The organism is Streptomyces sp. NPDC048825 (genome assembly GCF_043198355.1).
Taxonomy (GTDB): domain Bacteria; phylum Actinomycetota; class Actinomycetes; order Streptomycetales; family Streptomycetaceae; genus Streptomyces; species Streptomyces xiangluensis.
This window is the reverse complement of the sequence record NZ_JBICUR010000009.1, coordinates 320111-344927: the sequence shown is the minus strand read 5'-3', so window position 1 is coordinate 344927 and position 24817 is coordinate 320111. Positions and strand designations below refer to the sequence as shown.

Here is a 24817-nt window from a genome sequence, read left to right as displayed (position 1 = left end):
CGGTGCTGTGCGCGTCAGCGCTGGTAGAGCCCGACCAGGGTGCCGCTCGCCAGTTGCTGACGGTCGAGGACGTTGTGCACGTCCTCGGCGGTGGCTTTGTCCGGGATGGAGACGGGGCCGGGGAGCGCGTACAGGCGGAAGAAGTAGCGGTGCGCCTTGTCCCCCACCGGGGGCTGCGGGCCGCCCCAGCCCGGTTCGCCGAAGCCGTTGACGTGCTGGTGGCCGCCCGGGGGCTTCTCGTCGGCGTCCAGGCCCTGGCTGCGCGGATCGATGCCCGTCACCAGCCAGTGGATGAAGGTCCCCGACGGCGCGTCCGGATCTTCACACACAAGAGCCAGCTCCACTGCCTCGTCGGGTACTCCGGACCAGGTCAGAGGCGGGGAGACGTTGTCGCCCTGCTTGGCCAAGCGGTCCGGGATCAGGGCGTGGTCATTGAATGCGGTGCTTTTGAGTTCGATTCCGGCCATGCGCGCCGCAGTACCCCGAAGGAGCGCGGCCACACCTGACGCGGCCGGAACGGTGTGGTCCGACCGCGGCGTTAGCGGCGCCCCGCGCGGGGAACCCGGAATGCCACCCCCTCCGGACCGAGGAGGCCCCTGTGCGCAATCGTCGGCGGGTGAGCCGTACGCTCTGTGACTTCGACTCGTCGGTCGCGGCCGTTCGTGCGGTGAGCAGGTTCATGCGCGGGCGTGACTTCCGCGCGCTGGGTGCGGGGCCCGCCTCCGCGCGTCTCGCGGCGCTCGCCTCGGCACTGCCCTCCGCGGCGCAACGCCGGTTGTTCGTCGCGGCGGGACGGCTCCAGAGCTCGCGCGCGTCCCGGGTGCGCGGGGTCACGAGTGAGGACCTGTCCTCCTGGACCGTCGGGGAGTACGGCCCCGGCCCGTATCCCGCCGTCTTCATCGGCTCCGTCAGCGGCGCCGCCGTACACCTCGCGGCCGCGATGGGTGCGCCGGTACTGCCGCAGACCTACCTGGTTCCGGTACGGGCCCGGGTGGACCCCGACCGCCCGCGGGACTCGCTCATGGCCGGCCTGGAACTGGGCCGCAGCATGGTGGCGAGCAACCCTGATCTCTCCCTGTGCCATATGCACGACCCGAGTCAGGACCGGGCCATGCTCGTGCGCTTCCTGTACTTCCGCTTCAAGCGGCTGCGGCTCGGGGCGGTGCTGGAGCGGTTCCTCGAGGAGCGGCTGGCGCCCGGCGCGACGATCTTCATCGTGGACTGCACTCTGACCTGGCCCGTCACCGTCCTCGGGGAGCGCCACAGCTTCCAGTTCGGCGCGCTGGGCGGCATGTCGCCCGACGAGTACGTCACCGGAAGCGACCGGGTCGCCGAGCATCTCGCGCAGCAGGGGTCGCCGGTACGCCGCTGGGACCCGCCGCCGGCGGACGAACGGCGGCCCGAGGCCGAGTGGGGATACGACGACACTCTCACCGAGGACATCACCGAGGTGGCGGCACGGCGCGGCTACCGGGTGCGGCGCATCACCCTGGAGGAACCCGAGCACTTGAGCCCGACGGTCGCGGAGCTGTACCGCTGGTGGCACCACCGCCGCGGACTGCCCGCCGAACGGCTGCTGGTCGAGACGTACGACCAGTGGGAGCCGCATTGGACGCTGCGCCTGGGCGCGGTGCCGTTCTGGCTGCAGTTCACCGCCAGCTCCTCCCTCGAACTGCTGGAGCGCTACCTCGGCGGAGTCGAGCCGTACCGGCACATCGGGGTCAATCTCTTCTCCAACGGTCTGCGCTCGGTCGGCCAGGTCCCGGCGGCCGAGTGGCGCGAGTTGGCCGAGCGGTACGCGGTCGAGAGCGGCGGCACCCTCGGCGTGGACGAGCGTGCCTACCCGTGGGACTTCGGCGCCACGATGCGGCACCGGCCCGCGCTCGCGGCGCTCTCCGAGCGGTACCCGATGCCTCCCCCACTGCGCCTCGACGAACTGGACGAGTTCCTCACCCACTTCCCGGCCACCTCGGTTCCGTTGCCGCCAAGGGTCGAGAGCCTGCACCCGGCGCCCGGATCATGACCGCGGCCACCCGGCAGCGGAAGAAGAGGATGAACGATCGGCCATGAGCACACGCGAGCAGCACACCCCGACGTTCCCGGAGCACACCGACATCACGTACCACGACGGCGACTTCGGGCGGATGCGCAGTCGTGCGCTCGGCCGCAGGCAGCCGTCGGTGCCCGAGGTCGTACTCGTCCAGGGCATGGGCGTGTCCGACTATCTGCTGCCCGGGCTCGCGGCGCTCGGTGAGTGGACCCGGGCCCATCTGGTGGAGCTGCCGGGATTCGCGGGCAGTGGGGATCCCCCGCATGAGATGGATGTATGGGAGTTCGGGATCTGTGTCGCGGGCTGGCTGCGCGAACAGGACCTGGGGCCGGTCGTTCTTGTCGGGCACTCCAGCGGTACTCAGGTCGCCGCCCGCGCCGCCGTGGACCACCCGGACGTCGTGGGCGTGGTGCTGGCCAGTCCCACCGTCGACCCCATGGCCCGAAGCCTGCCGCGACTGCTGTTCCGCTGGCGGCTGGACTCCCGCCACGAACCGTCCGGGCTCAGCGAGAACCATCGCCCCGAATGGAAACGGGCCGGGATCCGCAGGATGGTGCACATCGCGCTGGTGCACCGGGCCGACAGGCTGGAGGACTCCGTCGCCCGGCTACGGGTTCCGCTACTCGTGATCCGTGGCCGTGAGGACCGGATCAGTACGGCCCGCTGGGGCAGGGAACTCGCCGGCCTCGTGCCGGACGGCCGGTACGTCGAGGTGCCGGGGGCGCACACGTTCCCCTGGCTGGTTCCTGACGCATGGTCGGGACCCGTGCGGGAGCTGGCATCGGCGGCGGGGCGAGTCTGAGCCCGGGGGTGCGGTCAGCCCCCACCGGCCCGCGCCCGCGGCGGAGCCGCACATCGATGGGGCATCACCGTGCTTCCAGCGGAGCGCTCAGCTCGTCAGTACCTGGGGCGAGGTCTCCTTCAACTCGGCGTTCGCCCAGCGGAGTTGGCGCAAGGTGTCGGGATGGCATCGTTGCGCGAGGCCGAGCAGCTGGTCGTCCGCGGTGGCCTGGGCGGCCTGGGCGACGAGTTCCCAGTCGACGGAGACCGCCGACGCCTGTTGGCAGATCCTTCTCAGATCACGGAGCAGGAGCAGCCCCTCGTCGCCCCGACGTCCCACCTCGCTGCGGCGGCCGATGATCTCGCTGCCCTTTTCGCGCAGCCGGCCGACCGGTCCCGGCTCGTCGTCCGGTTCCGGGTCGAGGGCGACGTCATAGCGCTCGGCGAGTTCGGCCAGCTCGCGGATGTGCCGGTGGGACCAGTCCGCGAGGTCGAGTGCGAGGTGGTGGATGTCGTGCGAGGTCTTGTGCCGTTCAGCGGTGTGCAGCAGTTCCCGGGCCAGCTCACGCTCCTCGCGATGCAGGTCCCGCAGCACCAGGCCGATCTTCATGTGTCACCTTCCGTCGGGCGGCATACCGCGTACGTCCTCATCTGATTCCGCGGCCGGGCCGCCCCGCGTCTCGGGCACGCCGGCGCTGAGCGGCGCGGAGGCGGCCGTCGTCGGAGCCGGGGCGGGGCTGCCGTCCTCCGCCCGGATGCGGCGCAGCCGGGCCGCGGCGGTCTTGTAGAGGGGCTGCTTGGAGGCGGCGTCCCAGTCGGTGAGGGTCAGCTCGTTGGCGGCCCGGCCGTGGGCTTCGTCGGCTTCGGCCCCCTCGTCGATGTCCCAGTAGCCGTAGTGGAACGGAAGGAACAGCACTCCGTTCCGAACGCCGCTGACCCGGGCCTTGGCGCGCACCGAGCCGCGTGGCGTGGAGACCTCGACCAGGTCTCCCTCCATGACGCCCAGCTCGCTGGCGTCACCGGTCGAGATCTCCACCCACATCTCGGGGGCCGCGGCCCGCAGTTGGGGGGCGCGGGCCGTCTTGGTGCGGGTGTGGAAGTGGTAGAGCGTGCGTCCGGTGGTGAGCAGGAAGGGGTGGTCACCGTTCGGCTGTTCGTGCGGAGGGAGATATCCGGCCGACTTGATCACCGCCTTGCCGTACGGGTTCATCGCCCGGTACTCCGTGGGCTCCACGGGTGCTCCGGTGACCAGGTCCCGGCCGTAGCTCTCGCAATAGTCGGGGTCGCTCCAGAAGGCGCCGCCGGAATAGAGGCGTTCGGTGCCGTCCGGGTGTTCCGCGTCGCACGGCCACTGGATGCCGCTGCCGCCGCGCAGTCTGTCGTAGCTCAGGCCGGTGTAGTCGCACGGGCGGCCACGGGAGCACTCCTTCCACGCCTCGAATGCCGACTCCGGATCCTGCCACTTCACCAGCGGGCCGCCGTCCTTGTCGCGCAGGTCCATGCGGCGGGCGTAGTCCAGGAAGACGTCCAGGTCGGGGCGTGCACCTCCGGGCGGATCGACCGCCTTCTCGGAGAGGTGGACGGTGCGGTCGGCGTTGGTGAAGGTGCCCGTCTTCTCGGCCCATCCGGCTGCCGGCAGCACGACGTCGGCCAGCTCGGTCGTCTCGGTGGGGAACAGGTCCTGGACGATGAGGAAGAGGCGCTCCTGGGACAGTACGGAACGGACGCGGGACAGTTCCGGCAGGGACACCGCGGGATTGGTGCCCGTGACCCACAGCATGCGCAGGGTGCCCTGTTCCGCGTAGCGGAACATCTTCATGGCGTGGGTGGGCGGACCGTAGTGCGGTATCCGCGACGGGTCGACGTTCCACAGCCGGGCCAGGTCGGCGACCTGTGCGTCGTCGGCCCAGTTGCGGAAGCCCGGAAGATCGCCGTCGGCTCCGCACTCGCGGGTGTTCTGGGCCGTGGGCTGGCCGTTCATCTGCAGCACTCCGCAGCCCGGGCGGCCGAGCATGCCGCGTACGAGGTGGAGGTTGTTCACCTGCACCGCGGCAGCCGTGGCCTGGTGGGACTGGTAGAAGCCCTGCAGCACCGTGGACACCAGCCGCTCACAGGTGCCCAGCGCCCGGGCTGCCCGCCGGATCTCTTCGGCGGGCACGTCGCAGATCCCGGCGGCCCGTTCGGGCGGGTACTCCTTCACCCGGCGCTCCAGCTCGTCGAAGCCCACCGTGTGCCGGGTGATGTACTCCCCGTCCGTCCAGCCGTTGCCGATGATCTCGTGCAGCAGCCCGTTCATCAGCGCCACGTTGGTGCCCGGCCTAGGAGCCAGGTGCACCGCCGCGGCACGGGCCACCGGAGTCAGGCGGGGATCCACGCAGATCAGCGCGGGCGGTTCGGGTCCCGCGAGCCGGTCGAGGATGCGCATCCACAGCACGGGCTGCGTCTCCGCCACGTTGTGTCCGAACAGGGCGATGACGTCGGCGTGGTCGATGTCGGTGTACGAGCCGGGCTGTCCGTCACAGGCGAAGGACTCCTTCAGCGCCGCGGCCGCCGTCGCCGTGCACAGCCGGGTGTTGCCGTCCAGGTGGTTGGTGCCCAGCCCGCCGCGGGCGATCAGGCACAGGGTGTAGTACTCCTCCAGGAAGAGCTGCCCGGTGGTGTAGAAGCCGATCGCGCTCGGCCCCTGGTCCCGCAGGAGTTCCTTCGTACGGGCCACGATGTGGTCCATCGCGGTGTCCCAGTCCGTCTCCACCAGCCGGCCGTCCCGCCGCACCAACGGCCGTGTCAGCCGATCCGCAGACGCGCCCGCCTGCCACCCGAACAAGTCCTTGGGGTCCAGACGGCCGTGGTTCACCCGGTCTTCGGCACGGCCGCGCACTCCGAAGATCCGCCCGTCCTTGACCGCGATGTCCAGCGCGTCACCGTTGGAGTGCAGTACCGAAGCGGACCGTACCCAGCGGTCGGGGTGCTCGGCGCCGATGCCCTCGGCCAGGAAGCTGTCCACTCGCACCGGCCACTTCTCGCCTCGCGCGTACGGCGTGCGGGTCCCCCACGGCTCAGCGATCCGGTCCACTCGTCCCATCGGCCCGCCTCTCCCCTCCTGCCGCCCGGAGTCCGCGTCGGTCACCTGGCGACGAGTGCCCTTCGTGCGCCGGGCAAACCGCGGCGCGCGCTCAGCTCGGGCCGACGCCATGCCGGGATACACCCCTCTTCCCGTTTCGTGCCAAAGGCGGGGGTAACCCGTTCTGGGTGAACGGCAATGAAGCGAGGTGAACCATGCAGCACGATGCCTTTATCGGTCAGGTTCAGGCCCGCGCCCGACTGGACAGCCGCGGTGCGGCCGAGAGGGTCACCCGGGCCAGCCTGGAGACCCTCGCCGAACGCGTTCCGGCCTCGGTCGCGGAGAAGGCCGCGGCCCAGCTGCCGCAGGAGGTCGGCGAGCATCTGCGCCGGGTGGCGTACACGCCGGGCGAGCCCTACACCGGCATCCGGATGGACCGGGAGGAGTTCTTCAACCGGGTGGCAGAGCGTGCCGGAACCAGTTATCCGAAGGCCATACACGAAGCCCGCTGCGTGATCGAGGTCGCGACCGAGGCCACCGAGGGTGCCCTGGCCACGCAGATCCGTCCGGCACTCGACGACGACCTCGCCGAGGTCCTCTTCGCGGGCAGTACGGACTAGCGCGCGGCGGCCGACTGGAAGGCCCAGCCGACTGGACAGCACAAGCCCGGACTCGTCAGATCCGGAGGGAAGTTTCATGGTCCGCAAGAAGGTCGAAGGCGACGAGGACCAGCGGCGCGCGGCGGCACACCAGGCGCACAAGTCCGAGGAAGCGCCAAGTGCGCGCGCAAGCCGGCCCAGTGGGGCAGACGCCGGAGAGCACGCCTTACCCGCGCGGCCGTCCCCACTGCAGCGAAGAGCATGAGCAGGTGTTCCGCGCACTACAGGCATCCGACGCCCCGGACCAGGGACCGCGCTTCGAGACCAAGCTGCGGCTCTGAACTACGCAGGAAGTGATCGACATGCCCGAGCCCGGAAGCAAGAAGTACGACACCCGGCGTGCGCGGCTGCGCAAGGACGCGGAGGCGGCCGGGACCTCCGATCAGCAGGCCAACGAAGAGGCCAACGAGAGGCTGCGGGAGGACCCGGACTGGCGCAGCCGCGGGCCCCGCACGGAACGTGGCCGCGGCCCCAAGGGCGAACGCCCGGAGAGCGCGGACTGAACCGCCCCGGTCGGATTTCGCTCAACGGCCCGATCCGATCATGAGGCCGGTCTCACGCTCGCGTGAGACCGGCCTCATCATCACTGGTCCAGCTCATCCTCAACCGGCGGCTTCCCCACGGCACGCAACCGCTGCGCCTGTCCCGGCTTTCCGCCCTGACGCGCCTGCTCGGCCCGTTGAGAGGGGCTGAGGTCCAGGTCGGAGTCGGGATCCACGCGCACGGAGCGTGCGACGTCCTCCTTGTTCGTGTACTCCTCCGGCGGCACGGCGCGCAACGCCCGCACAACCTCGTCCGACGCTCCGGCGACCTGTGCCGCACGCACCAGTTCGTCCTTGTCCGCGGGGAAGGTCACGCCCTTCAGAGCGTGCAGGACCTCCTGAACGTTCGTGTGAGCCATGGGACTCCCCTCACTCGGTCCTCCGGACCGGTCTCGTACGGCTTCCGCGAGTACCCCGGACGTTCGGCTCCCATGCGCGGGCGCATGATCGGCCAGGTGCGCGTCACCGCCCGCTCAGCCCGTGTACCTGCGGGCCCTCGAGTGGCGCTGGGCGTGGTCCAGCAGTTTCAGCCGGGCCTCGACATGCGGCGGCAGCACGGTCCGCTCGCGCAGAACCCAGGGCAGTCCGGCGGCCGCCTCGCCGAAGGCCCGGAGGGAAGCCCGGTCTCGGGGGACCGTGCGTGCGAGGTGCAAGGTCCGGCGCAGTGCGGCGGGGGCCGGGCGGCGTAGCCAGGTGAACCACAGGGTGTTGCGGATGCCCTGGGTGCGGCGTCGCGTGGAGTCCCGAAGCGGCGACGGACTGTGATGGACCGTCAGCTCTTCGGCGTAGGCCAGCCACCAGCCGTCCGCCGCCAGGTCCACGGCGAGCAGTTCCTCCTCGCCGCCCAGCCACAGCCGCGGACAGAAGCCGCCCGCTGCGCGGAACGCGTCGGTGCGCAGCACGGTGGCGGCGGCCAGGAAGGATCCCAGCGCCGGGCCGGGCAGCCAACGAGGACCGGGGATCGGCGAGTTGCGCAGTTCCTCGACGATCGGGTCCTCCGTGCCGTGCGGTTCGACGAGGATGCGTGCCGTGACGGCCGCGAGCCGGTCGTGCCGGTCCAGGAGGTCCGCGGCTCGGGACAGCGCTCCGGGCGCCCACCAGGAGTCGTCGTCGCAGAAGGCCACGTAGGGGGTGCGCACCTGCCGTACGGCCAGGTTGCGGCCGACGGCGCCGAGGTTGCGGCCCGGGCGCAGCAGCCGTACGCCGGGATGACGGTCGGCGACGGCTTCGGCGGTGCCGTCGGTGGAAGCGTTGTCGGTGACGACCACCGGCGGGTCCTCGGGCAGTTCGGCAAGGTGGTCGAGGGTGCGCAGGAGTTCGGTCCGCCGGTTGTGCGTGATCACGACCACGGTCGTCCGGTCATCGCTCACGAGAGGCCTCCTCGACGCGGCGCACGGCCCGCTCGATGTGCGGGGGCAGCGGCCTGCGGGCACGCACGCTGCTCCTGCCATCGGAGGCTCCCCGATCGCTCGTGCGTACTGTGCGCTTTACGCGGTAGCCCTGTGTGCCTGCCTCAAACCCTTGGCGACAAATCGGCGGGAATAGGGAGGTTCTTCGCCGTTCGTCAGGGGATGGCCTGGGAACCCGAGCAGTATGCAGCAGCACAGCAACCCAGATCCCGATCCGCTGCGGACCCCCGGCCTGGAGCCCGGTGGTGGCGTTCCGCCAGGCGAGACGCCGCCTGCCGAGAGCAGCATGCCCGGCGCCGGACCGCAGGAGACCCACAACCCGCCGCGCGGCTGGGCCAAGGGCCCGCTGACCCTCATCCTGGTTCTCGTGGTGCTGGTCGCCGCGGGCTTCCTCGCCTTCGCGATCGCGCTCGCTCTGTGAGGACGTACGTTCTGTGAGGACGTACGTTCCGTGAGCACGTACGTTCCGTGAGCACGTACGTTGCGTCGATCGTGCCGTCTTCCGTGCCGTCAGTCGGGCTGTTCCTGAGGGCTGGGCTCCTCCTCGACCGGCTCGACCGGGGAAACCCGGGCGTCGTCGTCGCCACGATGTCCTGAGCCCGCCTCGTCCGGGTCCGGATAGGCCTCGGGAGGCTCCTGGCCGGCGGACTCGGCGGACGGAACGTCCACGATGGCCTTCTCCCGCTCGGATTGCTCCGGCGACGCGGGCAGATCCCGCGGCACCCCGGTCTCGGTGCCCGCCTTCTCGGACCGTTTCTCGTCCATGCCGACCGCTCCCTTCGTCGAATGCGTCGTTCTGAGAGCAACAACCGCCACGCGCCCTATGGCAGGGGCGTGCCGCCCGTGGCGTTGAGGATCTCCGCCGTGATGAAGCTCGCCTCCTGGGAGGCGAGATAGACGTACGCCGGCGCCAGCTCGGCGGGCTGTGCCGGGCGCCCCAAGGGGGCCTGCTTGCCGAACTTCGCCGTGTCGGGCAGCGTTGCGGGGATCAGCGGCGTCCACACCGGGCCCGGTGCGACCGCGTTGACGCGGATGCCGCGGTCCACGAGCATCTGGGCCAGCCCTTGGGTGAAGGTCACGATCGCGCCCTTGGTCGTCGCGTAGTCCAGTAGATGAGGGCTGGGCTTGTAGGCCTGCACGGACGTGGAGTTGATGATGCTGCCGCCCTCCGGGATGTGCGGCAGAGCGAACTTCGTCAGCCAGAACATTCCGTACAGGTTGGTGCGCATGACCCGGTCGAACTGCTCGGTCGAGATCGCCTCGATGCCCTCCGGCTGCGACATCTGGTACGCCGCGTTGTTCACCAGGACGTCGATGCGCCCGAACTCCCCGGCCGCCCGCTCGATCAGCGCCCGGCAGTTCTCCTCCTCGCGGATGTCGCAGGAGACGGCGACCGCCTTGCGCCCTGTGCCCTCCACAAGCCGGGACGTCTCGCTCGCCTCGTCCGCCTCCTGTTCGAGGTAGGTGAACAGCACGTCGGCGCCCTCCCGGGCGAAGGCCAGGGCCACCGCCCGGCCGATGCCGGAATCACCACCTGTGATGACGGTCTTGCGGCCCTCCAGCCGGCCGCTGCCGCGGTAGGACTCCTCGCCGTGGTCGGGCGGCGGGTCCATCGGTCCCGTCCAGCCCGGATGGGGCTGGTCCTGTGCCGGGAACTCGGGTTGAGGATGCTGCGTCACTGGATTCTGCTGCGCGTGCTGCGGATCGGTCACGTCGGCCTCCCTGACCGCTGGGCTGACTGCTGGTAGTCCGGTCAGGCTGGCGAGTTCCCGTCCCGCCCCAGCCGAAAAGTCAGCGCAGGTGCCATCCGTGCACGAGCACGGCTGCAGCGGGATGTCAGCGGTGGGCGGAGCGGTTGATTTCGACGACCTCCTCCAGAGTGGGCGTGGACGTGAGGGCGGCGAAGTGCTCCACTTCCAAGGTTGCGCCACGCCGAGAGGCGTGGCGTCGTTGTTCTGCTCCGGGCCGCGCCGCGGCTCAGGCAGCCGCCAGCTTCCGGATGCGCGGATGGTTCTCCAGCGCCCACCGCACGGTCTTCGGTGAGCGCCCGAGCAGGGTTTCCAGGTGGTCGGTGGCGCCGCGGTATCCGCCGCCGCCCATCAGCCGGGTCAGGGTCTTCAGGTGCTCGGCGGTGTGCGGGAACGCGGCCAGGGCGGTGTCCACGTAGGTCTCGTTCCAGGTTTCGACATCTTCGGGAACGTAAGTGACCTGGCGTCCCAGCGCGGCCGCGTAGTCCTCCGCGAACCCGTGCATGTCCTTCAGTTCCGGGCCGTTGAGGGCGTAGGACTTCGAGATGTGTGGCGCCGGGTCGGCCAGGATCTTCACGCACAGCTCGGCTACGTCGTAACCGGCGATGGGCGCGAGCTGGTGGTGGCCGAAGGGCAGGCGCAGTTCGCCGTTGCTCAGCGGTTCCAGCGCCAGCCAGGTCATCAGGGGGTTCTCGACGAACATGGCCGCCCGTATGTTGACGGTCGGGAGGCCGGACCAGTCCAGCACCTGCTCGGCGACCCAGTGGGCCCGTTGCTGCGGCGACCACTGGGTGACGAGTCCACCTAGCCATGAACGCCGTTCTCCCTCGGGCGCGGTCATCTTCTCGAACGTCATGAAGGACTGCTCGTACTCGGAGATGTTGACGAAGACCTCGATGTCGCCCTGGGCCCGCGCCGCCGCGGCCATCAGGCTGACGGCGTCGGTGTAGTACGGCGACAGGCTCATGCTGAAGTAGATGCGGCGGCAGCCCTTCAGCGCGGCGGTCACGTCGGCGATGTTGAGCAGGTCACCGACGAAGATCTCGGCCCCTGCCTGGCGGAGCGAGTGCGCGCGTTCGTCGTCCTGGCGCACGAACGCGCGCACCTGGTGCCCTTGTTCGAGCAGCATGTCGACCATCGTTCGGCTCACACCACCGATCTCGCCCGCGGCACCGGTGATCAGGATGGGGTTGCGCTCTGGCATCAATGCGTCCTCTGTCTTGTGGGGGTGAGTCGGCTGTTCAGAAAGGGCCGTCGATGCGGGCAAGGAAGTCGACGAGTGCGGCGTTGAGCTCCGCGGGACGCTCCTGCTGTGTCCAGTGCCCACAGCCCGGCAGCACCACCGGGCCGTGCAATTCAGGCGCGACAGCGCTCAGCGGGTTACCTTCCACCCGGATCTCCTTGACGTGCGTAAGTGCGTGCTACTACTTCGCCAGCTGGGCGTACATGGCTTCCGGGGCGGCCGACAGCTGGGACTTGACCCAGCGGGTGGTGTCGTCGGCCAGCACCTCGTGCGACCCCGCCTCGATGCCGTCGAGTGCGGCCACGGCGATGTCGCGGGGGTCGGCCTTGGGTGCGTCGACGCCCGACGTCATGTCGGTGTCCACGTAGGCCATGTGGAGTCCGGTCACCGCGATGCCGCGCGGCTGCAACTCCAGGCGCAGGGAGTTGGTCTGCGACCACAGGGCGGCCTTGGAGGCGCCGTAGGGCGTGCCGTCGGCCAGCCATGACAGGACGGAGTGGGCGTTGAGGATGTGGCCCCCGCCGTTGCGCTCGATGATCGGCACGAAGGCCCGGGTGACCAGCAGTGGCCCGTAGAAGTTGGTCTCCAGGTCCCGGCGCACCTCCTCCATGGGGGAGTTGAGGTACGAAGCGCGGACGGAGGCCCCGGCGTTGTTGATCAGGATGGTGACGTCCTGGGCTTGCTCGGCGGCGGCTGCCACGGATGCGGGGTCAGTGGCCTCGAGCGCCAGCGGAACGGCATCGGGGTGGGTCACCGTGCGCGGGTCACGGGCCGTGGCGTAGACCTTGCGGGCACCGCGCGCGTAGAGCTCCTCGACCAGCACCTTGCCGATACCCCGGCTGCCTCCGGTGACGAAGACGTTGGCGCCCTTGATTGCTGTCACGACTACCTCCAGGAAATGGGAAACCGATCGGTTCCGACCCAACGTAAACCGATCGGTTTCCATGCGCAAGTTCAAGCGGGGAACGAACCACAGGGGCGCGTCTTGTTTTCAAACGCACCAGCAACCCTAGTAAGTTTGAAAATTGGACTCACAAGGAGGTCGGCTGACAACCGGGCGCGGCGTCGAGGGGCAGTCGGCGGATCCCAGGCTTCCGGCGAAGCTGGCCGGCCACCCGTCGGTGCAGGCCGTGCTCGCCCGGCGGGCGGCCGGCGGCGTCGCGAGCCCGCCGGCGGTGATCGACGCGGCCTGGCTGCGCGAGCTGTGCCTGACGGCCGGCGCCGACGACGCGGCCGCGTCGATCGAAGTGCCCCTGGTCAGCCACCGATCGAAGACCACACCGAGCATCCCTCGGCGCCGCGGTCGAGGATGAGCCCGGCGCGCACGGGTACCCGAGGCCGATGACCGCGCCCCGTCGTCCGCGAGGGGCGGCACACCGACTCGCGATGTGAGGTGATCCTCCATGGCCGATATCCACGGCCTCTCCGACCACGAACTCGACGCCTTGTGGGACGAGTTCCATCGCGTTGTGAACATGACCTCGCACGAGCTCAGCGAGTGGCTCAGGACCCGGGATGCGAGCCCGGTCACGGAGCCGCTGCCCGAGGATGCCGGGAGCGAAGCGGGGCGGCACGTGCTGGCGATCCTGCAGAAACGCCGCCGGGACCTCACCGACGACGACGTACGCCTCATGCGCAAGGTCGTGGACGTCGTCGGTTCCCTGAGCGACGAGGAGCGCGAGCCGGAGTCCGCCGACCGGAGCCGGCGCCACCGGCTGATGACCCTGGGGCACGATCCGCTCAAGCCGTCCTGACCGGGCAGAACACCCGTTTGCTCGTTTCCGTGGCAGGGGGGCGGGGCACCCGGTCCGGGTGTTCACCAGGCGGAGAGCTCGCGCGGCGGCGCGGCTGCGGCGGGGCGCGGAGCGGACCACTGACGCGCTGGACGCGCGGCTGCCGGTGTCCGAGGGCGGCCCGCTGCTGCGCAAGGCGTTCCCCGACCACTGGTCGTTCCTGCTGGGCGAGCTCGCGCTGTACAGCTTCGTCGTCCTCCTGCTGACCGGGGTCTGGCTGACGCTGTTCTTCCAGCCGTCGATGAACGAGGTCGTGTACGAGGGCTCGTACCGGTCCCTGGACGGCGTGCGCATGTCCGAGGCATACGAGTCGACCCTGCACATCAGCTTCGACGTACGCGGCGGACTCCTCATCCGGCAGCTGCACCACTGGGCGGCCCTGGTGTTCCTCGCGGCGCTCGGCGTGCATCTGCTGCGGGTCTTCTTCACCGGCGCGTTCCGCAAGCCGCGCGAGGTGAACTGGATGATCGGCGTGACGCTGTTCCTGCTGGCGCTCGCCGAGGGTTTCGCGGGCTACTCGCTGCCGGACGATCTGCTGTCCGGCACGGGGCTGCGGATCGCGCAGGGCATCATGCTGTCGATCCCGGTCGTGGGGACGTATCTGAGCATGTTCGCGTTCGGGGCCGAGTTCCCGGGCGAGGACATGATTCCGCGGCTGTACTCGCTGCACATCCTGCTGCTGCCGGGCCTGCTGCTCGCGCTCGTCAGCCTCCATCTGATCCTGGTCTTCCACCTGAAGCACACGCACTGGGCGGGGCGCGGCCGGACCAACCGCAATGCCGTGGGCAAGCCCATGTTCCCGCAGTTCATGACGAGCTCGAGCGGCCTGTTCTTCATCGTCTTCGGCGTGCTGACCCTGCTGGCGGGGGTGGCGCAGATCAATCCGGTCTGGGCGTACGGGCCCTACCGCACGGATCATGTGTCGACCGGCTCGCAGCCCGACTGGTACGTGGGCTTCCTCGAGGGCTCGCTGAGACTCGTGCCGCCGTGGGAGACGGCCGTCGCCGGGCACACGGTGATGTGGAACGTGCTGCTGCCCGCGGTGATCCTCCCGCTCGCCCTTTTCGCGGTGCTGTACGCGTATCCCTTCTTCGAGAAGTGGGTCACCGGCGACGACGAGGAGCACCATCTGTGCGACCGGCCGCGGGACAAGCCCGTCCGCACGGGTCTCGGTGTCGCCGCGATCGTCTTCTACGGCGTACTGCTCGCGGCGGGCGGCAACGACGTCCTCGCGCACACCTTCAAGATCTCGCTCAACACGCTGACGTGGGTGTTCCGGATCGCCCTCGTGGTGCTGCCCCCGCTTGCCTTCATGGTGACGAAGCGGGTCTGTCTCGCGCTGCGGGAGGCGGAGCTGAAGCGGCTCGCGGAGGGTGAGGAGACCGGCGAGGTGCGGCAGTCGGTCGAGGGCGGCTACGAGGAGAGCCACGAACCGCTGGACGCCGAGCGGCAGTACGTTCTGCGCACGCGCGAGCTGCCGCGGCCCCTGCCCCCGCCGGAGCACGACGGCGGCGTACCGCGGCTGGGCCGGCTGCGGGCCACGCTCAGCTCCTGGTACTACCGTGACCGGGTCGGGGACGAGCCGCCGTCCCGCAGGGGCGAGTTGGAGCCCTGACCGGCCCGGTCGGGACGTCCGGCGTACTGGAAGACCATCCCGAACACGCCGTGCGCGAGCACCCCGAGACCGAGCAGGAACAGCCACAGCCCGTAGACCACGCCGAGTGCGACGATGACCGATCCCAGGGCCGTGGTGATGGGCCAGGGGCTGTGCGGCGGGAGGAACTCCAGGGGCCCGGCAGTCTCCACCACCTCGGCGTCGCCCCGGTCCTGGGCCCGTCGGCCGCGCCTGCGGTACTGGACGTGCAGGAAGAACGCCACGAGTGCCGCCATCAGGAAGGCGATGGCCAGAACGGCAGTGCCGGCGGGCTCCTCGGAGAACCAGCCGTATCCGGCGGCGGTGACGGCGAAGAAGACCGCCACCCCGGTGAACAGACGTGCTTCGGTCCGCATCAGAAGAAGGTACCCATCAGAACGCGTGGCTCCAGCCCGACAGTACGGCCCGTACCCGGTCGACCAGCCCGGGCCCCGGAAAGAGGAGCTTGCTGGTCGGCGGGACACCAGGGGTGGCCGGGTAGGGGCGCGTCGGCACGATGGACTTCACCCGGCGGATCCGGCTGCCGAGATCGGTCAGCGCGGGCGGCGGCAGAGCGTCCTTCAGGCGTGGGAAGAGCAGGTCCTCCTCCTCCTTGGTCTGGCGGCGGACCTCGCGCAGCAGCTGGTCGACAAGCCGGGCGAAGGTGACGGTTCCCGCCTCGGCGTCTTCGAGATTTCTCATCAGCTGTTCCAGCCGACCGTGGTCTTCCATTCCCTTTTTCGCGAGCTCGGCACCGTCCGCGACACGATCGCTCAGGAGCGGGTAGACGAATTCCTCTTCGGAAACGAAATGCCGTACGAGCTCGATGGTGGCCCGGTCCGTATACATCTTGCATATGTGATCGGCGTTGGGAAGTGCCTCAATCTGACGGAATATGTCTTCCACGTGGCGATGGTCGTCGGTCAGTTCACTGATGGCGTCCGTCTCACCTGCCATGGCGTCGTCACCCTTTGTTTGTGCCCCGCTCGCGAGGGTACTGCCCAGGCTCATGGGCACGTCCGCGAGGAAGACCGCTCCGCTCGGTCCGTCGTCAGCAGCGCCTCAGTCACCGGGCCTGCGGCTGGGGCGTGCCCTGTACCGCTGGGCGACCACGACCGATCACAAGGTGATCGGCAATCTCTACATGGTCACCGCGTTCGGGTTCTTCCTGCTGGCCGGCGTGCTGGCTCTGCTGATGCGGGCCGAACTCGCCCGGCCCGGGCTGCAGTTGGTGAACGAGCACTCGTACAACCAGCTGTTCACCATTCACGGCACCATCATGATGCTGCTGTTCGCGACGCCGATGTTCGCGGGCTTCGCGAACGCCTTGATGCCGTTGCAGATCGGGGCACCGGACGTGGCCTTCCCTCGCCTCAACGCCCTGTCGTACTGGATGTATCTGTTCGGCGGGCTGATGGTGGTCTCCGGCTTCCTGGTGCCGGGTGGGGCGGCTGCGTTCGGCTGGTTCGCCTACGCACCGCTCAACAGCGCCGTGCGCTCGCCCGGATCCGGAGGCGATCTGTGGACCATGGGGCTGGTGGTCACAGGGGTGTCCACCACGCTCGGCGCGGTCAACTTCATCACCACCATACTGTGCCTGCGCGCGCCCGGCATGACGATGTTCCGGATGCCGATCTTCACCTGGAACATTCTGTTCACATCGATTCTGGTACTGCCCGCTTTCCCGGTACTGACCGCGGCGCTGCTCGCCCTCGAGGCGGACCGAAAATTCGGTTCGCACATTTTCGACGCGGCCAATGGCGGTGCCATTCTGTGGCAGCATCTTTTCTGGTTCTTCGGCCATCCCGAAGTCTATATCGTGGCCTTGCCGTTCTTCGGCATCATCAGCGAGATCATTCCGGTGTTCAGCCGTAAACCCATCTTCGGATATATGTCACTCATCGGGGCGACCGTCGCCATCACCATGCTGTCGTCGGTGGTGTGGGCGCACCATATGTTCGCCACCGGCGCCGTGCTGCTGCCTTTCTTCTCGCTGATGTCATTCCTCATCGCCGTACCGACCGGCATAAAATTCTTCGCCTGGATCGGCACCATGATCAAGGGATCGCTGTCCTTCGAGACACCCATGCTGTGGGCCCTGGGCTTTCTGGTGTCGTTCCTGCTCGGCGGGCTGAGCGGGGTGCTCATCGCCTCACCGCCGCTGGACTTCCATCTCACGGACTCGTACTTCATCGTGGCGCATCTGCATTACGTCCTGTTCGGCACCGTCGTGTTCGCGATGTTCGCGGGCTTCTATTTCTGGTGGCCGAAATTCACCGGGAAATTGCTCGACGAACGCCTCGGGAAGATCCATTTCTGGCTGCTGTTCATCGGCTTCCAGCTGACCTTCCTGGTGCAGCACTGGCTCGGTGAGAAGGGCATGCCACGCCGGTACGCCGACTATCTGCCCGCGGACGGCTTCACCCTCCTCAACACGCTGTCCTCGGCCGGTGCGTTCCTGCTCGGTGTGTCCACGCTGCCGTTCCTCTACAACGTGTGGCGGACCGCCCGGTACGGGCGGCGCGTGGCGGAGGACGATCCCTGGGGGTACGGCCGCTCACTGGAGTGGGCCACCTCGTGTCCGGCGCCGCGGCACAACTTCGTGGCGCTGCCCCGGATCCGTTCGCATTCCCCGGCCTTCGACCTGCATCACCCCGAATTCGCCCAGCAGGACAGCAAGCGGCACGAGGCATAGAATTTCGCTTTGCCACCGGCAATACGGCTCCGGTCCATGGTCACCCGCCGTGCTCCGCACGTTTGAGGTGCTGCACCCGGGTACTTGAGAGGCTGAAGGAACAGAGTCGGCCGCCTGGGAGAACCCTGAAAAAGCGGGGTTACGGGCCGCCGGTGGGTGTCGTCTCGGAGATGAGTACCACGACCATTTCACTGAGGGGACCGCGACTTCCCGTTCCATGGTTGGTGACCCTAAGAGGAGTCACTCTGGAGACGGGGTGGATGACCGTGCGGCTGGCGGGTCTGCCCCTGGATCTCGCTCTGTGGGGGGTACGGCAGTTCGCCGGGCTGCTCGGCGCCGTCGACCGCCGGCTGCTGCCGGACGACAGTGATGCTGAGTTCGGAGTGTCATGCTTGCCGGTGGTGTTCGTGCACGGGCTCGCCGACCGTCCGTCGATCTTCTCGAAGCTGCAGAACGGACTGCGCGGCTGCGGGGCAGGGCCGTTCGTCACGGCGACGTACAGCGTGCTGAATCCGGACATCCGGGTTGCCGCCCGCATGCTGGGCGAGCAGGTCGAACGGGTCCAGGAGCAGAACGGCGGCCGGCCCGTGTGCCTCATCGGGCACAGCATGGGCGGCCTGATCGCGCGCTACTACGTGCAGCGGCTGGGCGGGGACGCGCGTGTGCCGTTGGTGATCACGCTGGCCACACCCCACAGCGGCACGGCGATGGCGCTGTGGGCTCCCCCGCACCCCGTGCTGCGCCAGCTGCGCCCGGGCAGTCCCCTGCTGGCCGAGCTGGCGGAGCCGTGTGCCGGCTGCCGCACCCAGTTCGTCGCCTTCTACAGCAACCTGGACGAAGCGATCATCCCCAGCAGCCGGGCCCGTATCGACCACCCGGACCTGCAGGTGCGCCACGTCCTCGTGGACGGCGTCGGGCATCTGATGCTGCCGGTGCACGGGACGGTCATCCACGGGGTCCGCGACGTCCTCACCGAGGCCATGGAGCTCCCATTGGCCGGCTGAGCCCGCCGCCCGCCCAGGACAGGGCGGGCAGCCTGCGAGAGGCTGGAGTACCAGCGAATGCCGGAAGCAATGCCGGAAGAAGACGACACACCATGCGCAAAGACGGTGACATCACCGCGGCGCCTGACCGGCGCAAATGGCGTGTGCGCTCGTACCAGGCCGGGGACGAGTCGGCCGTACGGGAGTTGATCGATGCCGACCGACTGCCCGGGCAGCCGCGCTGCTCACCGGAGCTGCCGAACGCCGCGCTGCGCGGCTGCCCGTCCGCGGCGGGCTGGCAGGCACCGGCCCGGGCGCGGCTCAGCGTCCTCGCCGACACCGACGACCGGCCACGGGGAGCCATCGCGTTTCTGTCCTGGCAGGACCTGCGCTCCGGGCTGATCCATCTCCTGCACGCCCACGAGGACACCCCGGCCCTGCACGACCTGGTCGCCCACGCCCTGGCCGCGCTCGGCGAATGCCCGCGGATCGAGGCGTTCACCGCCGCCTCGCCGGGCACCCTGGGCCCCGGCGGCCTGCCCCGCGCGCACCGCGCCGCGACGCATGACGTACTGGTCGGCCTGGGCTTCACCGGCCGGCTGAGGGGCCACTATCTGCTCCGGCAGCTCGACCCCGGCCCTTCGCCCACCAAACTCGTGGCCGATGTGTACCCCTGCGAGTATCCGCCGGGGCACCGGCTGGTCCTCCACAAGGCGGCAGAGCCGATCGCCGAGATCGTGGTGAGCACGGCACGCGATCGCACCGCGGCCCTGTACTGGATCGAGACGGCGCCGGAGTACCGCCACCGTGGCCTGGCCGGCAAACTGCTCGACCAGGCACTGGCCCTGCTCACCGAGGAGGGCGCCACGCATGTCGTGGCCGCCGTCGGCACGACGTGGCGAGCGACCGGCACCACCGGTACCGCCCCGCGCCTCTTCCACGAGGCCGGCTTCGAAGTGGTCGACCAGCTGTGGGAGTACGACCGGCTGATCGATGTCGCGCCGAAGCCGCACGCTCAGGGTCGGTGACGCCTCACGCTCGGGTCAGTGGCCGGGGCGCCCACCCGAGCCCGTCCGTTTCCGGGGTGTTTGTCACGCCCGGGCCGGGCAACCCGAGCCCGTACCGGCCGACTCCGACGCGACGGGAGCGCATGGATGACCCACGCTGCCCAGCGCCCGCCCCAGTTCTCCCGTACATCGGTCCCGCGGATCGGCGTCCTCGGTTCGTACGGCGGCTTCAACATCGGCGACGAGTCCATCCTGGCCTGCGTACTGGGCTGCCTCAGGGCCCATCGCCCGCACGCCCGGATCGTCGTCTTCAGCCGGAACGCCGAGCACACCCGCACCCATCACCGCTGCGCCGACGAGGTGGTGGACTGGGAGGGCGTCGCCCAGCGGCAGTTGCTGGACACGCTGTCCGGTCTGGACCTGCTGGTGCTGGGCGGCGGCGGGATCCTCTACGACGGAGAGGCACGCCGGTATCTGCGGCTGGTCCGTGCGGCACAGGACCACGGGGTGCGCACCTTCGCCTACGCCGTCGGTGCGGGCCCGCTGCGGGAGCCCGACGACCGGGAGGCGGTGCGCACCGTGCTGCCCCAGATGGACGACGTGGTCGTACGGGACGAGGAGTCCGGCCTGGTCCTCGACGAGGTCGGGGTGGAGCGCGAGCTCACGGTCACCGCCGATCCGGCGCTGCTGCTGTCCGCGGAGCCGTTCACCAGCCGGATGATGACGCACGAGGGCATCCCGACCGGGAAACGTCTGGTGGGGATGTCGGTGCGGGAACCGGGCCGGGCCGCCGAGAAGCTGGACGAGGGCGGCTATCACGCGCTGCTCGCCGACGTGGCCGACTTTCTCGTCCGACGCCTGGACGCCCATGTGGTGTTCCTGCCGATGGAACGCCATGACGTGCGCCACGCCCATGCCGTGCTCTCGCACATGTCCGCGCCGGACCAGGGCCGGATCATGAACGGCACCTACAGCCCCGGGCAGGTTCTCGGCTTTATGCGCCACCTGGATCTGGCCGTCGGCATGCGACTGCACTTCCTGATCTTCGCGGCGGTCTCCGGTCTGCCGGTGCTGCCGCTCCCCTACTCGGGCAAGGTCTTCGACTTCGCGCGCCGGGTGGGCGCTCCGGCCCTGCTCGGGGTGGCGCGGGAGCAGGCAGGGCTGCTGCTGGCGGAAGTGGACCGGCTCTGGGACGAGTATCCGCAGCGGCGCGAGGAGATGCAGTCGCGGGTCCGGGAGCTGTGCGGGCTCGCCCAGGAGACCTGCACACGCTGCGGAGCCCTCCTGGACGAGATCGACGGCGGCCTGCGCACCGGCTCCGACCTGGAAGACCTGAGTACGAGGCCCTGATGCGCGGCGGCCCGCCGAGGGCCGAAGGGAGGAAGACGAAGGACGAGGAAGGAAGGAAGGAAGCGATGCCGATCCTGGAACCGCCCGACGAGTTCCGTACCGTCACGCTGCCGCCGCGGGACGCCGAGTACGCGGGCCGGACCGACGTCCTGGTGGTCGGCGGCGGTCCCGCCGGCTGCGGCGCCGCGCTCGCCGCGGCGGACGCGGGGGCCGAGGTCACGCTCGTCGAGCGGTACGCGTTTCTCGGCGGCAATGCGACCGTGGCGCTCGTCATGCCCCTGATGTCGTTCCACAACGAGCACAAGCAGGCCGCGTTCACCGAGAACGGCGAGGACACCCGGCTGCTGCCCACCGACCACGGCGAGGGCGAGCCGGTGGTCGCCGGCGTCCTGTGGCGGCTGATGGAGCGCCTCACCGCGAGCGGCGGCTGCGTACCGCCCACCGTCGAGACCGGCTACACCGTGCCCTTCGACCCGGAGATCTTCAAGCTGGTCCTTCTCGAAATGCTCGACGAGGCGGCCGTACGGATGCTGTTCCACGCTTTCGCCTCCACCGCGCTGCCGCTCGACGACGGCTGGCGCGTGGTCTTCGAGACCAAGTCGGGTCCCGTGGTGATCGACGCGGGCGTGGTCGTCGACGGCACGGGTGACGGCGATGTGGCGGCCGCCTGCGGAGCCCCGTACGAGATCGGCCGCCCCGAGGACGGACTGGTGCAGCCGATGACGCTCATGTTCCGCGTCGTGGACTTCCTGCGGCCGCGGTTCGCCGAGTACGTACGGGCCCATCCCGACCAGTGGCGCGGCGTGCACGGCCTGTGGGACCTGGTCAGGGAGGCCACGGAGGGCGGCGAGCTCCGGCTGCCGCGCGAGGACGTGCTGTTCTTCGGCACCCCGCACCCCCGCGAGGTCAGCGTCAACAGCACCCGCGTCACCGGGGCGCTCGGCACCAGCGTCTGGGACCTCAGCCGCGCCGAGCACGCCGCCCGCCGCCAGCTGGCCCAGATCGACCACTTCCTGCGCACCCGGGTGCCGGGCTTCGAGCACGCGTACGTGGCGCAGAGCGGCAGCCACATCGGCGTACGGGAGACCCGCCGCATCGTCGGCGACTACCAGCTGACCGGCAACGACATCCTCGAGGCCCGCACCTTCGCGGACGCCGTCGCGCACGGCGCCTATCCGATCGACATCCACAATCCGGAGGGCACCGGCACGCTCCTCAAGCGGGTGCCCACCGGCCGCTTCTACGACATTCCGCTGCGCTGTCTGCTACCCGAGGGCACCGACCGTCTGCTGGTGGCGGGGCGCTGCATCTCCGGTACGCACGTGGCCCACTCCTCGTACCGCGTCATGCCCATCGCGATGGCCACCGGCCAGGCGGCAGGCGTCTGCGCGGCACTGGCCTCCCGCCTCGGGCGCAGCCCGCGTGAGCTGCCGCATTCCCTCGTCCAGCGCGAACTGCTGCGCCAGGGGGCGCGGTTGCGGGACGGCGTGCCTGAGAGCGCCTCCGCGGCGCTCTGACCGCAGACCCTTTCGTCACGTCAGGCCGTTGCCACACTCACCACCCGCGCGAGAAAGCGCTTGCTAGCGTACCTCCGGTAACGCGCCACCGCTCCCCGAGCCGAGTCACTCCAGGTCACGCACGCCTTGATCATGAATCGATTCAATCGAATCGGATTCGACGACGGGACGACGGGCCGGACGACAGGGCAGCGGGCGCGTCCGCCCTCACAACTTCCGCCCCCACAACAGGAGAAGACGAGATGGGACGCAGAGCCGCACCTCACCTCATCGGCAGGACCTTGAGTACCCGCAAGAAGCGGGCCGGCGTCACCGCCGCCTGCGCCACCGCCCTGCTCACCGGAGCGGCCGTACTGACGGCACCGGCCGACGCGGCCCAGGACAAGGAGGCTGCCGCACCCGAACCGGCCGCCGCCTCCGTCGCGGCGGCGTGCGGCGACGGCTCGTACCAGGCCGAGGCCGTGCTCAGCGGCGGCACCTGGACCGCCCGCCGTGGCAGCAGCGTCGTCCACACCGGCACCGACATGCGCGCCGCGATGCAGGCCGCCGTCAACAGCCTTACGACAGGCCGTACTTCGAAGGAGCGGGTCGTCGTGCGCGGCTCCGGCTCCATCAGTGCCGGGTCCAGGGTCTCCCTGCCGAGCTACACCGTCCTCGACGTCTGCGGCACCATCAACGTCACCGGCTCGGGCTCCGGCGACCAGGCCCCGGTCTACGCACGCGGCGCCCGCGACATCGAGGTCCAGCACCTCAACCTCACCGGCGCACCGCTGTACGGCATCTTCATGCGCAACGTCCAGAACGTGGTGCTCGGCCAGATCGACATGCGGCTGTCGCGCGGTCTCGGCGTCCGGATCGACAACCGCGGCGACACCAGCCAGTGGACCAGGAACGTCCGGATCGACAACGTGTACGTGTCCGGGGCGAGCAGCCACGCCGTGGAGACGTACGGCGTCGACGGCTTCACCGTCGGCACCGTCACCGCCCGCAATGTCGGCGAGTCCGGTCTGCTGCTGAACCAGACCATCAACGCCAGCGTCACCAAGGTGGACGCGGACAACGCGGGCGCCGGCACCGGTTACGCGGCCTTCCGGATGGCCAACCGCAACGGCCGGGTCGGCAGCAACTACCCGACGAACATCCGGGTGGGCGAGGTCGTCGCGCGCGGCGGCGGACGCGGCGTCTTCTGCGTCTCGGAGAGCGGCGGCGCGGTCATCGACAAGGTGTCGATCTCCAACACGGGCAACAACTCGATGCTGATCGAGAACTGCTACAACGTGAACATCGCCGCCCAGAGCGGCAGCGTCACCGGCAGCGGGGAGATCCGGCTCGCCGCGCGCTCCGACTTCCCGAACAACCGGGACATCACCATCCAGAACCTCACGGTGACCGACTCGGCCATCAGGGAAAGCCCCTGCGGCGAGAACACGACGTTCCGCAACAACCGGCTGGTCAACAGCAGTCAGAACGTCTGTTAGCGCGCACCGCACGACGAGGGTGGCGGCCGGCTTCCTAGCAGAACGGCCGCCACCCGAACCGTCAGGACACGTCCGTCAGCTTCGGCATCTCGCCCTTCGTCGTGGTGATGTCGATGACCGAGAACAACGCGCCTTGCGGGTCACTGAGTGCCGCGAAGCGGCCGAAGTGGGTGTCCATCGGGCCGAACCGCAGCACGCCGCCGCGTTCGGTGGCCTTCGCCACTGCTGCGTCGCAGTCCTCGACCGTGAAGTACACGTTGATGTAGGGCGGCACCTCGGGCGGGAACTCGCCGGTCATCTTCATCCGGCCGAGCACCGGCTGCTTGTCGATGTTGAAGAGACGGAAGTCCATCTCCTCCTCTTCAATCTCCATCTGCTGGGCGGTGTACGGGAAGACGGCCGGGAAGAAGGCGTCCGACCTCTCGGGCTCCCTGGTGAAGACCTCGGCCCAGCAGTACGCGCCCGGCACGGCCTTCGCCTCGAAGCCCTCGTGCCTGCCGGCCTGCCATACGCCGAAGACGACACCGCTCGGGTCGCGGGCGAGCAGCATGGAGCCGAAGTCGCCGACCTCCATGGGCTCCATCAGCACCTCGCCGCCGTTGTCACGGATCCTGGCGGCGGTGGCCATGACGTCCGGCGACGAGAGGTACAGGCACCAGGCCGACTGCTCCTCCGCGCCGGGCATCGGCGGCACGACCGCGGCCACCGCCTTGCCGTTCGCGTACGCCTCGGTGTAGTTGCCGAACTCCGTCGACGCCTCGCCGAACGTCCAGCCCAGCACGTCACCGTAGAAGCTCTTCGCCCCCTCGACATCGCTGAACATCGCATCGGCCCAGCACGGCGTTCCCTCGGGTTCCACAGCCATGGCT

At 69.5% G+C, this 24817-nt stretch carries 26 protein-coding genes and 1 pseudogene; 14 read left to right on the top strand and 13 right to left on the bottom strand.

Annotated features, from left to right (window positions below; translation table 11 throughout):
• Positions 1-14 precede the first annotated feature (14 nt).
• Positions 15-467 carry a YbhB/YbcL family Raf kinase inhibitor-like protein gene (locus ACGFNK_RS23545; protein ID WP_393418806.1) on the bottom strand — a complete coding sequence of 151 codons (453 nt, stop codon included), beginning with the start codon at positions 465-467 and terminating at the stop codon, positions 15-17.
• A 149-nt stretch (positions 468-616) separates the two neighbouring features.
• Here ACGFNK_RS23545 and ACGFNK_RS23540 point away from each other — a divergent pair, with 149 nt between their 5' ends.
• Both ACGFNK_RS23540 and ACGFNK_RS23535 read left to right on the top strand, forming a co-directional pair.
• Positions 617-2023 (top strand): hypothetical protein, encoded by a 1407-nt coding sequence (locus tag ACGFNK_RS23540; protein WP_393418804.1) that lies wholly within the window; start codon positions 617-619, stop codon positions 2021-2023.
• A gap of 43 nt (positions 2024-2066) precedes the next feature.
• Complete coding sequence (locus ACGFNK_RS23535; RefSeq protein WP_393418802.1) at positions 2067-2852, top strand: alpha/beta fold hydrolase; 786 nt, start codon at positions 2067-2069, stop codon at positions 2850-2852.
• An 87-nt stretch (positions 2853-2939) separates the two neighbouring features.
• On the opposite strand, the gene ACGFNK_RS23530 is transcribed toward ACGFNK_RS23535, so the two are convergent.
• Both ACGFNK_RS23530 and ACGFNK_RS23525 read right to left on the bottom strand, forming a co-directional pair.
• Positions 2940-3440, bottom strand: coding sequence for a hypothetical protein (locus ACGFNK_RS23530; protein WP_393418800.1), 501 nt, complete (start codon positions 3438-3440; stop codon positions 2940-2942).
• Between the two features lie 3 nt (positions 3441-3443).
• The gene (locus ACGFNK_RS23525) at positions 3444-5912 is read right to left on the bottom strand and encodes a molybdopterin oxidoreductase family protein (RefSeq protein WP_393418798.1); all 2469 of its coding nucleotides are present in this window, start codon (positions 5910-5912) and stop codon (positions 3444-3446) included.
• A 194-nt stretch (positions 5913-6106) separates the two neighbouring features.
• Here ACGFNK_RS23525 and ACGFNK_RS23520 point away from each other — a divergent pair, with 194 nt between their 5' ends.
• Positions 6107-6511: a DUF2267 domain-containing protein gene (locus tag ACGFNK_RS23520; RefSeq protein WP_393418796.1), complete on the top strand. Its 405-nt coding sequence runs from the start codon at positions 6107-6109 to the stop codon at positions 6509-6511.
• A gap of 341 nt (positions 6512-6852) precedes the next feature.
• Complete coding sequence (locus ACGFNK_RS23515) at positions 6853-7053, top strand: hypothetical protein (protein WP_386342749.1); 201 nt, start codon at positions 6853-6855, stop codon at positions 7051-7053.
• Positions 7054-7133: 80 nt separating this feature from the next.
• On the opposite strand, the gene ACGFNK_RS23510 is transcribed toward ACGFNK_RS23515, so the two are convergent.
• Positions 7134-7451 (bottom strand): DUF2795 domain-containing protein, encoded by a 318-nt coding sequence (locus tag ACGFNK_RS23510; RefSeq protein ID WP_393418794.1) that lies wholly within the window; start codon positions 7449-7451, stop codon positions 7134-7136.
• Positions 7452-7565: 114 nt separating this feature from the next.
• A complete protein-coding gene (locus ACGFNK_RS23505; protein ID WP_393418792.1) occupies positions 7566-8462 on the bottom strand; it encodes a glycosyltransferase family 2 protein in 897 nt (298 codons plus the stop codon).
• A gap of 223 nt (positions 8463-8685) precedes the next feature.
• Here ACGFNK_RS23505 and ACGFNK_RS23500 point away from each other — a divergent pair, with 223 nt between their 5' ends.
• Positions 8686-8922: a DUF6480 family protein gene (locus ACGFNK_RS23500; RefSeq protein WP_386342755.1), complete on the top strand. Its 237-nt coding sequence runs from the start codon at positions 8686-8688 to the stop codon at positions 8920-8922.
• Between the two features lie 89 nt (positions 8923-9011).
• Here ACGFNK_RS23500 and ACGFNK_RS23495 read toward each other — a convergent pair whose 3' ends face one another.
• The 5 genes and pseudogenes from ACGFNK_RS23495 to ACGFNK_RS23475 form a co-directional block, all read right to left on the bottom strand.
• A complete protein-coding gene (locus tag ACGFNK_RS23495) occupies positions 9012-9266 on the bottom strand; it encodes a hypothetical protein (protein ID WP_393418790.1) in 255 nt (84 codons plus the stop codon).
• Between the two features lie 56 nt (positions 9267-9322).
• Positions 9323-10213 (bottom strand): SDR family oxidoreductase, encoded by an 891-nt coding sequence (locus ACGFNK_RS23490; protein WP_393418788.1) that lies wholly within the window; start codon positions 10211-10213, stop codon positions 9323-9325.
• 265 nt (positions 10214-10478) lie between these two features.
• Complete coding sequence (locus ACGFNK_RS23485; protein WP_393418786.1) at positions 10479-11453, bottom strand: NmrA family NAD(P)-binding protein; 975 nt, start codon at positions 11451-11453, stop codon at positions 10479-10481.
• Positions 11454-11490: 37 nt separating this feature from the next.
• Positions 11491-11604 (bottom strand): annotated as a pseudogene (locus ACGFNK_RS23480) (alpha/beta fold hydrolase); the annotation flags it as partial.
• 69 nt (positions 11605-11673) lie between these two features.
• The gene (locus tag ACGFNK_RS23475) at positions 11674-12375 is read right to left on the bottom strand and encodes an SDR family oxidoreductase (protein WP_386342762.1); all 702 of its coding nucleotides are present in this window, start codon (positions 12373-12375) and stop codon (positions 11674-11676) included.
• Between the two features lie 142 nt (positions 12376-12517).
• On the opposite strand from ACGFNK_RS23475, the gene ACGFNK_RS23470 reads away from it, so the two are divergent.
• The 3 genes from ACGFNK_RS23470 to ACGFNK_RS23460 all read left to right on the top strand — a co-directional run bounded on the left by ACGFNK_RS23470 (position 12518) and on the right by ACGFNK_RS23460 (position 14900).
• The gene (locus ACGFNK_RS23470) at positions 12518-12805 is read left to right on the top strand and encodes a hypothetical protein (RefSeq protein ID WP_393418784.1); all 288 of its coding nucleotides are present in this window, start codon (positions 12518-12520) and stop codon (positions 12803-12805) included.
• A 90-nt stretch (positions 12806-12895) separates the two neighbouring features.
• Positions 12896-13246: a DUF3140 domain-containing protein gene (locus tag ACGFNK_RS23465; RefSeq protein WP_393418782.1), complete on the top strand. Its 351-nt coding sequence runs from the start codon at positions 12896-12898 to the stop codon at positions 13244-13246.
• 58 nt (positions 13247-13304) lie between these two features.
• Positions 13305-14900: a cytochrome bc complex cytochrome b subunit gene (locus ACGFNK_RS23460; protein WP_393418780.1), complete on the top strand. Its 1596-nt coding sequence runs from the start codon at positions 13305-13307 to the stop codon at positions 14898-14900.
• On the opposite strand, the gene ACGFNK_RS23455 is transcribed toward ACGFNK_RS23460, so the two are convergent.
• Both ACGFNK_RS23455 and ACGFNK_RS23450 read right to left on the bottom strand, forming a co-directional pair.
• Positions 14843-15295 carry a cytochrome c oxidase subunit 4 gene (locus ACGFNK_RS23455; RefSeq protein WP_393418778.1) on the bottom strand — a complete coding sequence of 151 codons (453 nt, stop codon included), beginning with the start codon at positions 15293-15295 and terminating at the stop codon, positions 14843-14845. The genes ACGFNK_RS23460 and ACGFNK_RS23455 overlap by 58 nt on opposite strands.
• Positions 15296-15311: 16 nt before the next feature.
• Positions 15312-15875, bottom strand: coding sequence for a hemerythrin domain-containing protein (locus tag ACGFNK_RS23450; protein WP_393418776.1), 564 nt, complete (start codon positions 15873-15875; stop codon positions 15312-15314).
• Positions 15876-15927: 52 nt separating this feature from the next.
• On the opposite strand from ACGFNK_RS23450, the gene ctaD reads away from it, so the two are divergent.
• The 6 genes from ctaD to ACGFNK_RS23420 all read left to right on the top strand — a co-directional run bounded on the left by ctaD (position 15928) and on the right by ACGFNK_RS23420 (position 23948).
• Positions 15928-17613, top strand: coding sequence for a cytochrome c oxidase subunit I (ctaD, locus tag ACGFNK_RS23445; RefSeq protein WP_393418774.1), 1686 nt, complete (start codon positions 15928-15930; stop codon positions 17611-17613).
• 260 nt (positions 17614-17873) lie between these two features.
• Positions 17874-18617 carry an esterase/lipase family protein gene (locus tag ACGFNK_RS23440; RefSeq protein ID WP_393418772.1) on the top strand — a complete coding sequence of 248 codons (744 nt, stop codon included), beginning with the start codon at positions 17874-17876 and terminating at the stop codon, positions 18615-18617.
• 92 nt (positions 18618-18709) lie between these two features.
• Complete coding sequence (locus ACGFNK_RS23435; protein WP_393418770.1) at positions 18710-19624, top strand: GNAT family N-acetyltransferase; 915 nt, start codon at positions 18710-18712, stop codon at positions 19622-19624.
• A 126-nt stretch (positions 19625-19750) separates the two neighbouring features.
• The gene (locus tag ACGFNK_RS23430) at positions 19751-20953 is read left to right on the top strand and encodes a polysaccharide pyruvyl transferase family protein (RefSeq protein WP_393418768.1); all 1203 of its coding nucleotides are present in this window, start codon (positions 19751-19753) and stop codon (positions 20951-20953) included.
• 65 nt (positions 20954-21018) lie between these two features.
• Positions 21019-22470 (top strand): FAD-dependent oxidoreductase, encoded by a 1452-nt coding sequence (locus tag ACGFNK_RS23425; RefSeq protein WP_393418766.1) that lies wholly within the window; start codon positions 21019-21021, stop codon positions 22468-22470.
• A 242-nt stretch (positions 22471-22712) separates the two neighbouring features.
• A complete protein-coding gene (locus ACGFNK_RS23420) occupies positions 22713-23948 on the top strand; it encodes a hypothetical protein (RefSeq protein ID WP_393418764.1) in 1236 nt (411 codons plus the stop codon).
• A 61-nt stretch (positions 23949-24009) separates the two neighbouring features.
• On the opposite strand, the gene ACGFNK_RS23415 is transcribed toward ACGFNK_RS23420, so the two are convergent.
• Positions 24010-24813 carry a VOC family protein gene (locus ACGFNK_RS23415; protein WP_393418762.1) on the bottom strand — a complete coding sequence of 268 codons (804 nt, stop codon included), beginning with the start codon at positions 24811-24813 and terminating at the stop codon, positions 24010-24012.
• Positions 24814-24817 lie beyond the last annotated feature (4 nt).

What these genes read in the sequence shown, in the direction of transcription:
- ACGFNK_RS23450 (WP_393418776.1), bottom strand. Translation starts at nt 15,875, where the DNA reads ATGGCAGGTGAGACGGACGCCATCAGTGAACTGACCGACGACCATCGC.
- ACGFNK_RS23530 (WP_393418800.1), bottom strand. Translation starts at nt 3,440, where the DNA reads ATGAAGATCGGCCTGGTGCTGCGGGACCTGCATCGCGAGGAGCGTGAG.
- ACGFNK_RS23420 (WP_393418764.1), top strand. Translation starts at nt 22,713, where the DNA reads ATGGGACGCAGAGCCGCACCTCACCTCATCGGCAGGACCTTGAGTACC.
- ACGFNK_RS23525 (WP_393418798.1), bottom strand. Translation starts at nt 5,912, where the DNA reads ATGGGACGAGTGGACCGGATCGCTGAGCCGTGGGGGACCCGCACGCCG.
- ACGFNK_RS23455 (WP_393418778.1), bottom strand. Translation starts at nt 15,295, where the DNA reads ATGCGGACCGAAGCACGTCTGTTCACCGGGGTGGCGGTCTTCTTCGCC.
- ACGFNK_RS23440 (WP_393418772.1), top strand. Translation starts at nt 17,874, where the DNA reads ATGACCGTGCGGCTGGCGGGTCTGCCCCTGGATCTCGCTCTGTGGGGG.
- ACGFNK_RS23465 (WP_393418782.1), top strand. Translation starts at nt 12,896, where the DNA reads ATGGCCGATATCCACGGCCTCTCCGACCACGAACTCGACGCCTTGTGG.
- ACGFNK_RS23485 (WP_393418786.1), bottom strand. Translation starts at nt 11,453, where the DNA reads ATGCCAGAGCGCAACCCCATCCTGATCACCGGTGCCGCGGGCGAGATC.
- ACGFNK_RS23500 (WP_386342755.1), top strand. Translation starts at nt 8,686, where the DNA reads ATGCAGCAGCACAGCAACCCAGATCCCGATCCGCTGCGGACCCCCGGC.
- ACGFNK_RS23515 (WP_386342749.1), top strand. Translation starts at nt 6,853, where the DNA reads ATGCCCGAGCCCGGAAGCAAGAAGTACGACACCCGGCGTGCGCGGCTG.
- ACGFNK_RS23425 (WP_393418766.1), top strand. Translation starts at nt 21,019, where the DNA reads ATGCCGATCCTGGAACCGCCCGACGAGTTCCGTACCGTCACGCTGCCG.
- ctaD (WP_393418774.1), top strand. Translation starts at nt 15,928, where the DNA reads ATGGGCACGTCCGCGAGGAAGACCGCTCCGCTCGGTCCGTCGTCAGCA.
- ACGFNK_RS23510 (WP_393418794.1), bottom strand. Translation starts at nt 7,451, where the DNA reads ATGGCTCACACGAACGTTCAGGAGGTCCTGCACGCTCTGAAGGGCGTG.
- ACGFNK_RS23495 (WP_393418790.1), bottom strand. Translation starts at nt 9,266, where the DNA reads ATGGACGAGAAACGGTCCGAGAAGGCGGGCACCGAGACCGGGGTGCCG.
- ACGFNK_RS23520 (WP_393418796.1), top strand. Translation starts at nt 6,107, where the DNA reads ATGCAGCACGATGCCTTTATCGGTCAGGTTCAGGCCCGCGCCCGACTG.
- ACGFNK_RS23435 (WP_393418770.1), top strand. Translation starts at nt 18,710, where the DNA reads ATGCGCAAAGACGGTGACATCACCGCGGCGCCTGACCGGCGCAAATGG.
- ACGFNK_RS23535 (WP_393418802.1), top strand. Translation starts at nt 2,067, where the DNA reads ATGAGCACACGCGAGCAGCACACCCCGACGTTCCCGGAGCACACCGAC.
- ACGFNK_RS23545 (WP_393418806.1), bottom strand. Translation starts at nt 467, where the DNA reads ATGGCCGGAATCGAACTCAAAAGCACCGCATTCAATGACCACGCCCTG.
- ACGFNK_RS23430 (WP_393418768.1), top strand. Translation starts at nt 19,751, where the DNA reads ATGACCCACGCTGCCCAGCGCCCGCCCCAGTTCTCCCGTACATCGGTC.
- ACGFNK_RS23415 (WP_393418762.1), bottom strand. Translation starts at nt 24,813, where the DNA reads ATGGCTGTGGAACCCGAGGGAACGCCGTGCTGGGCCGATGCGATGTTC.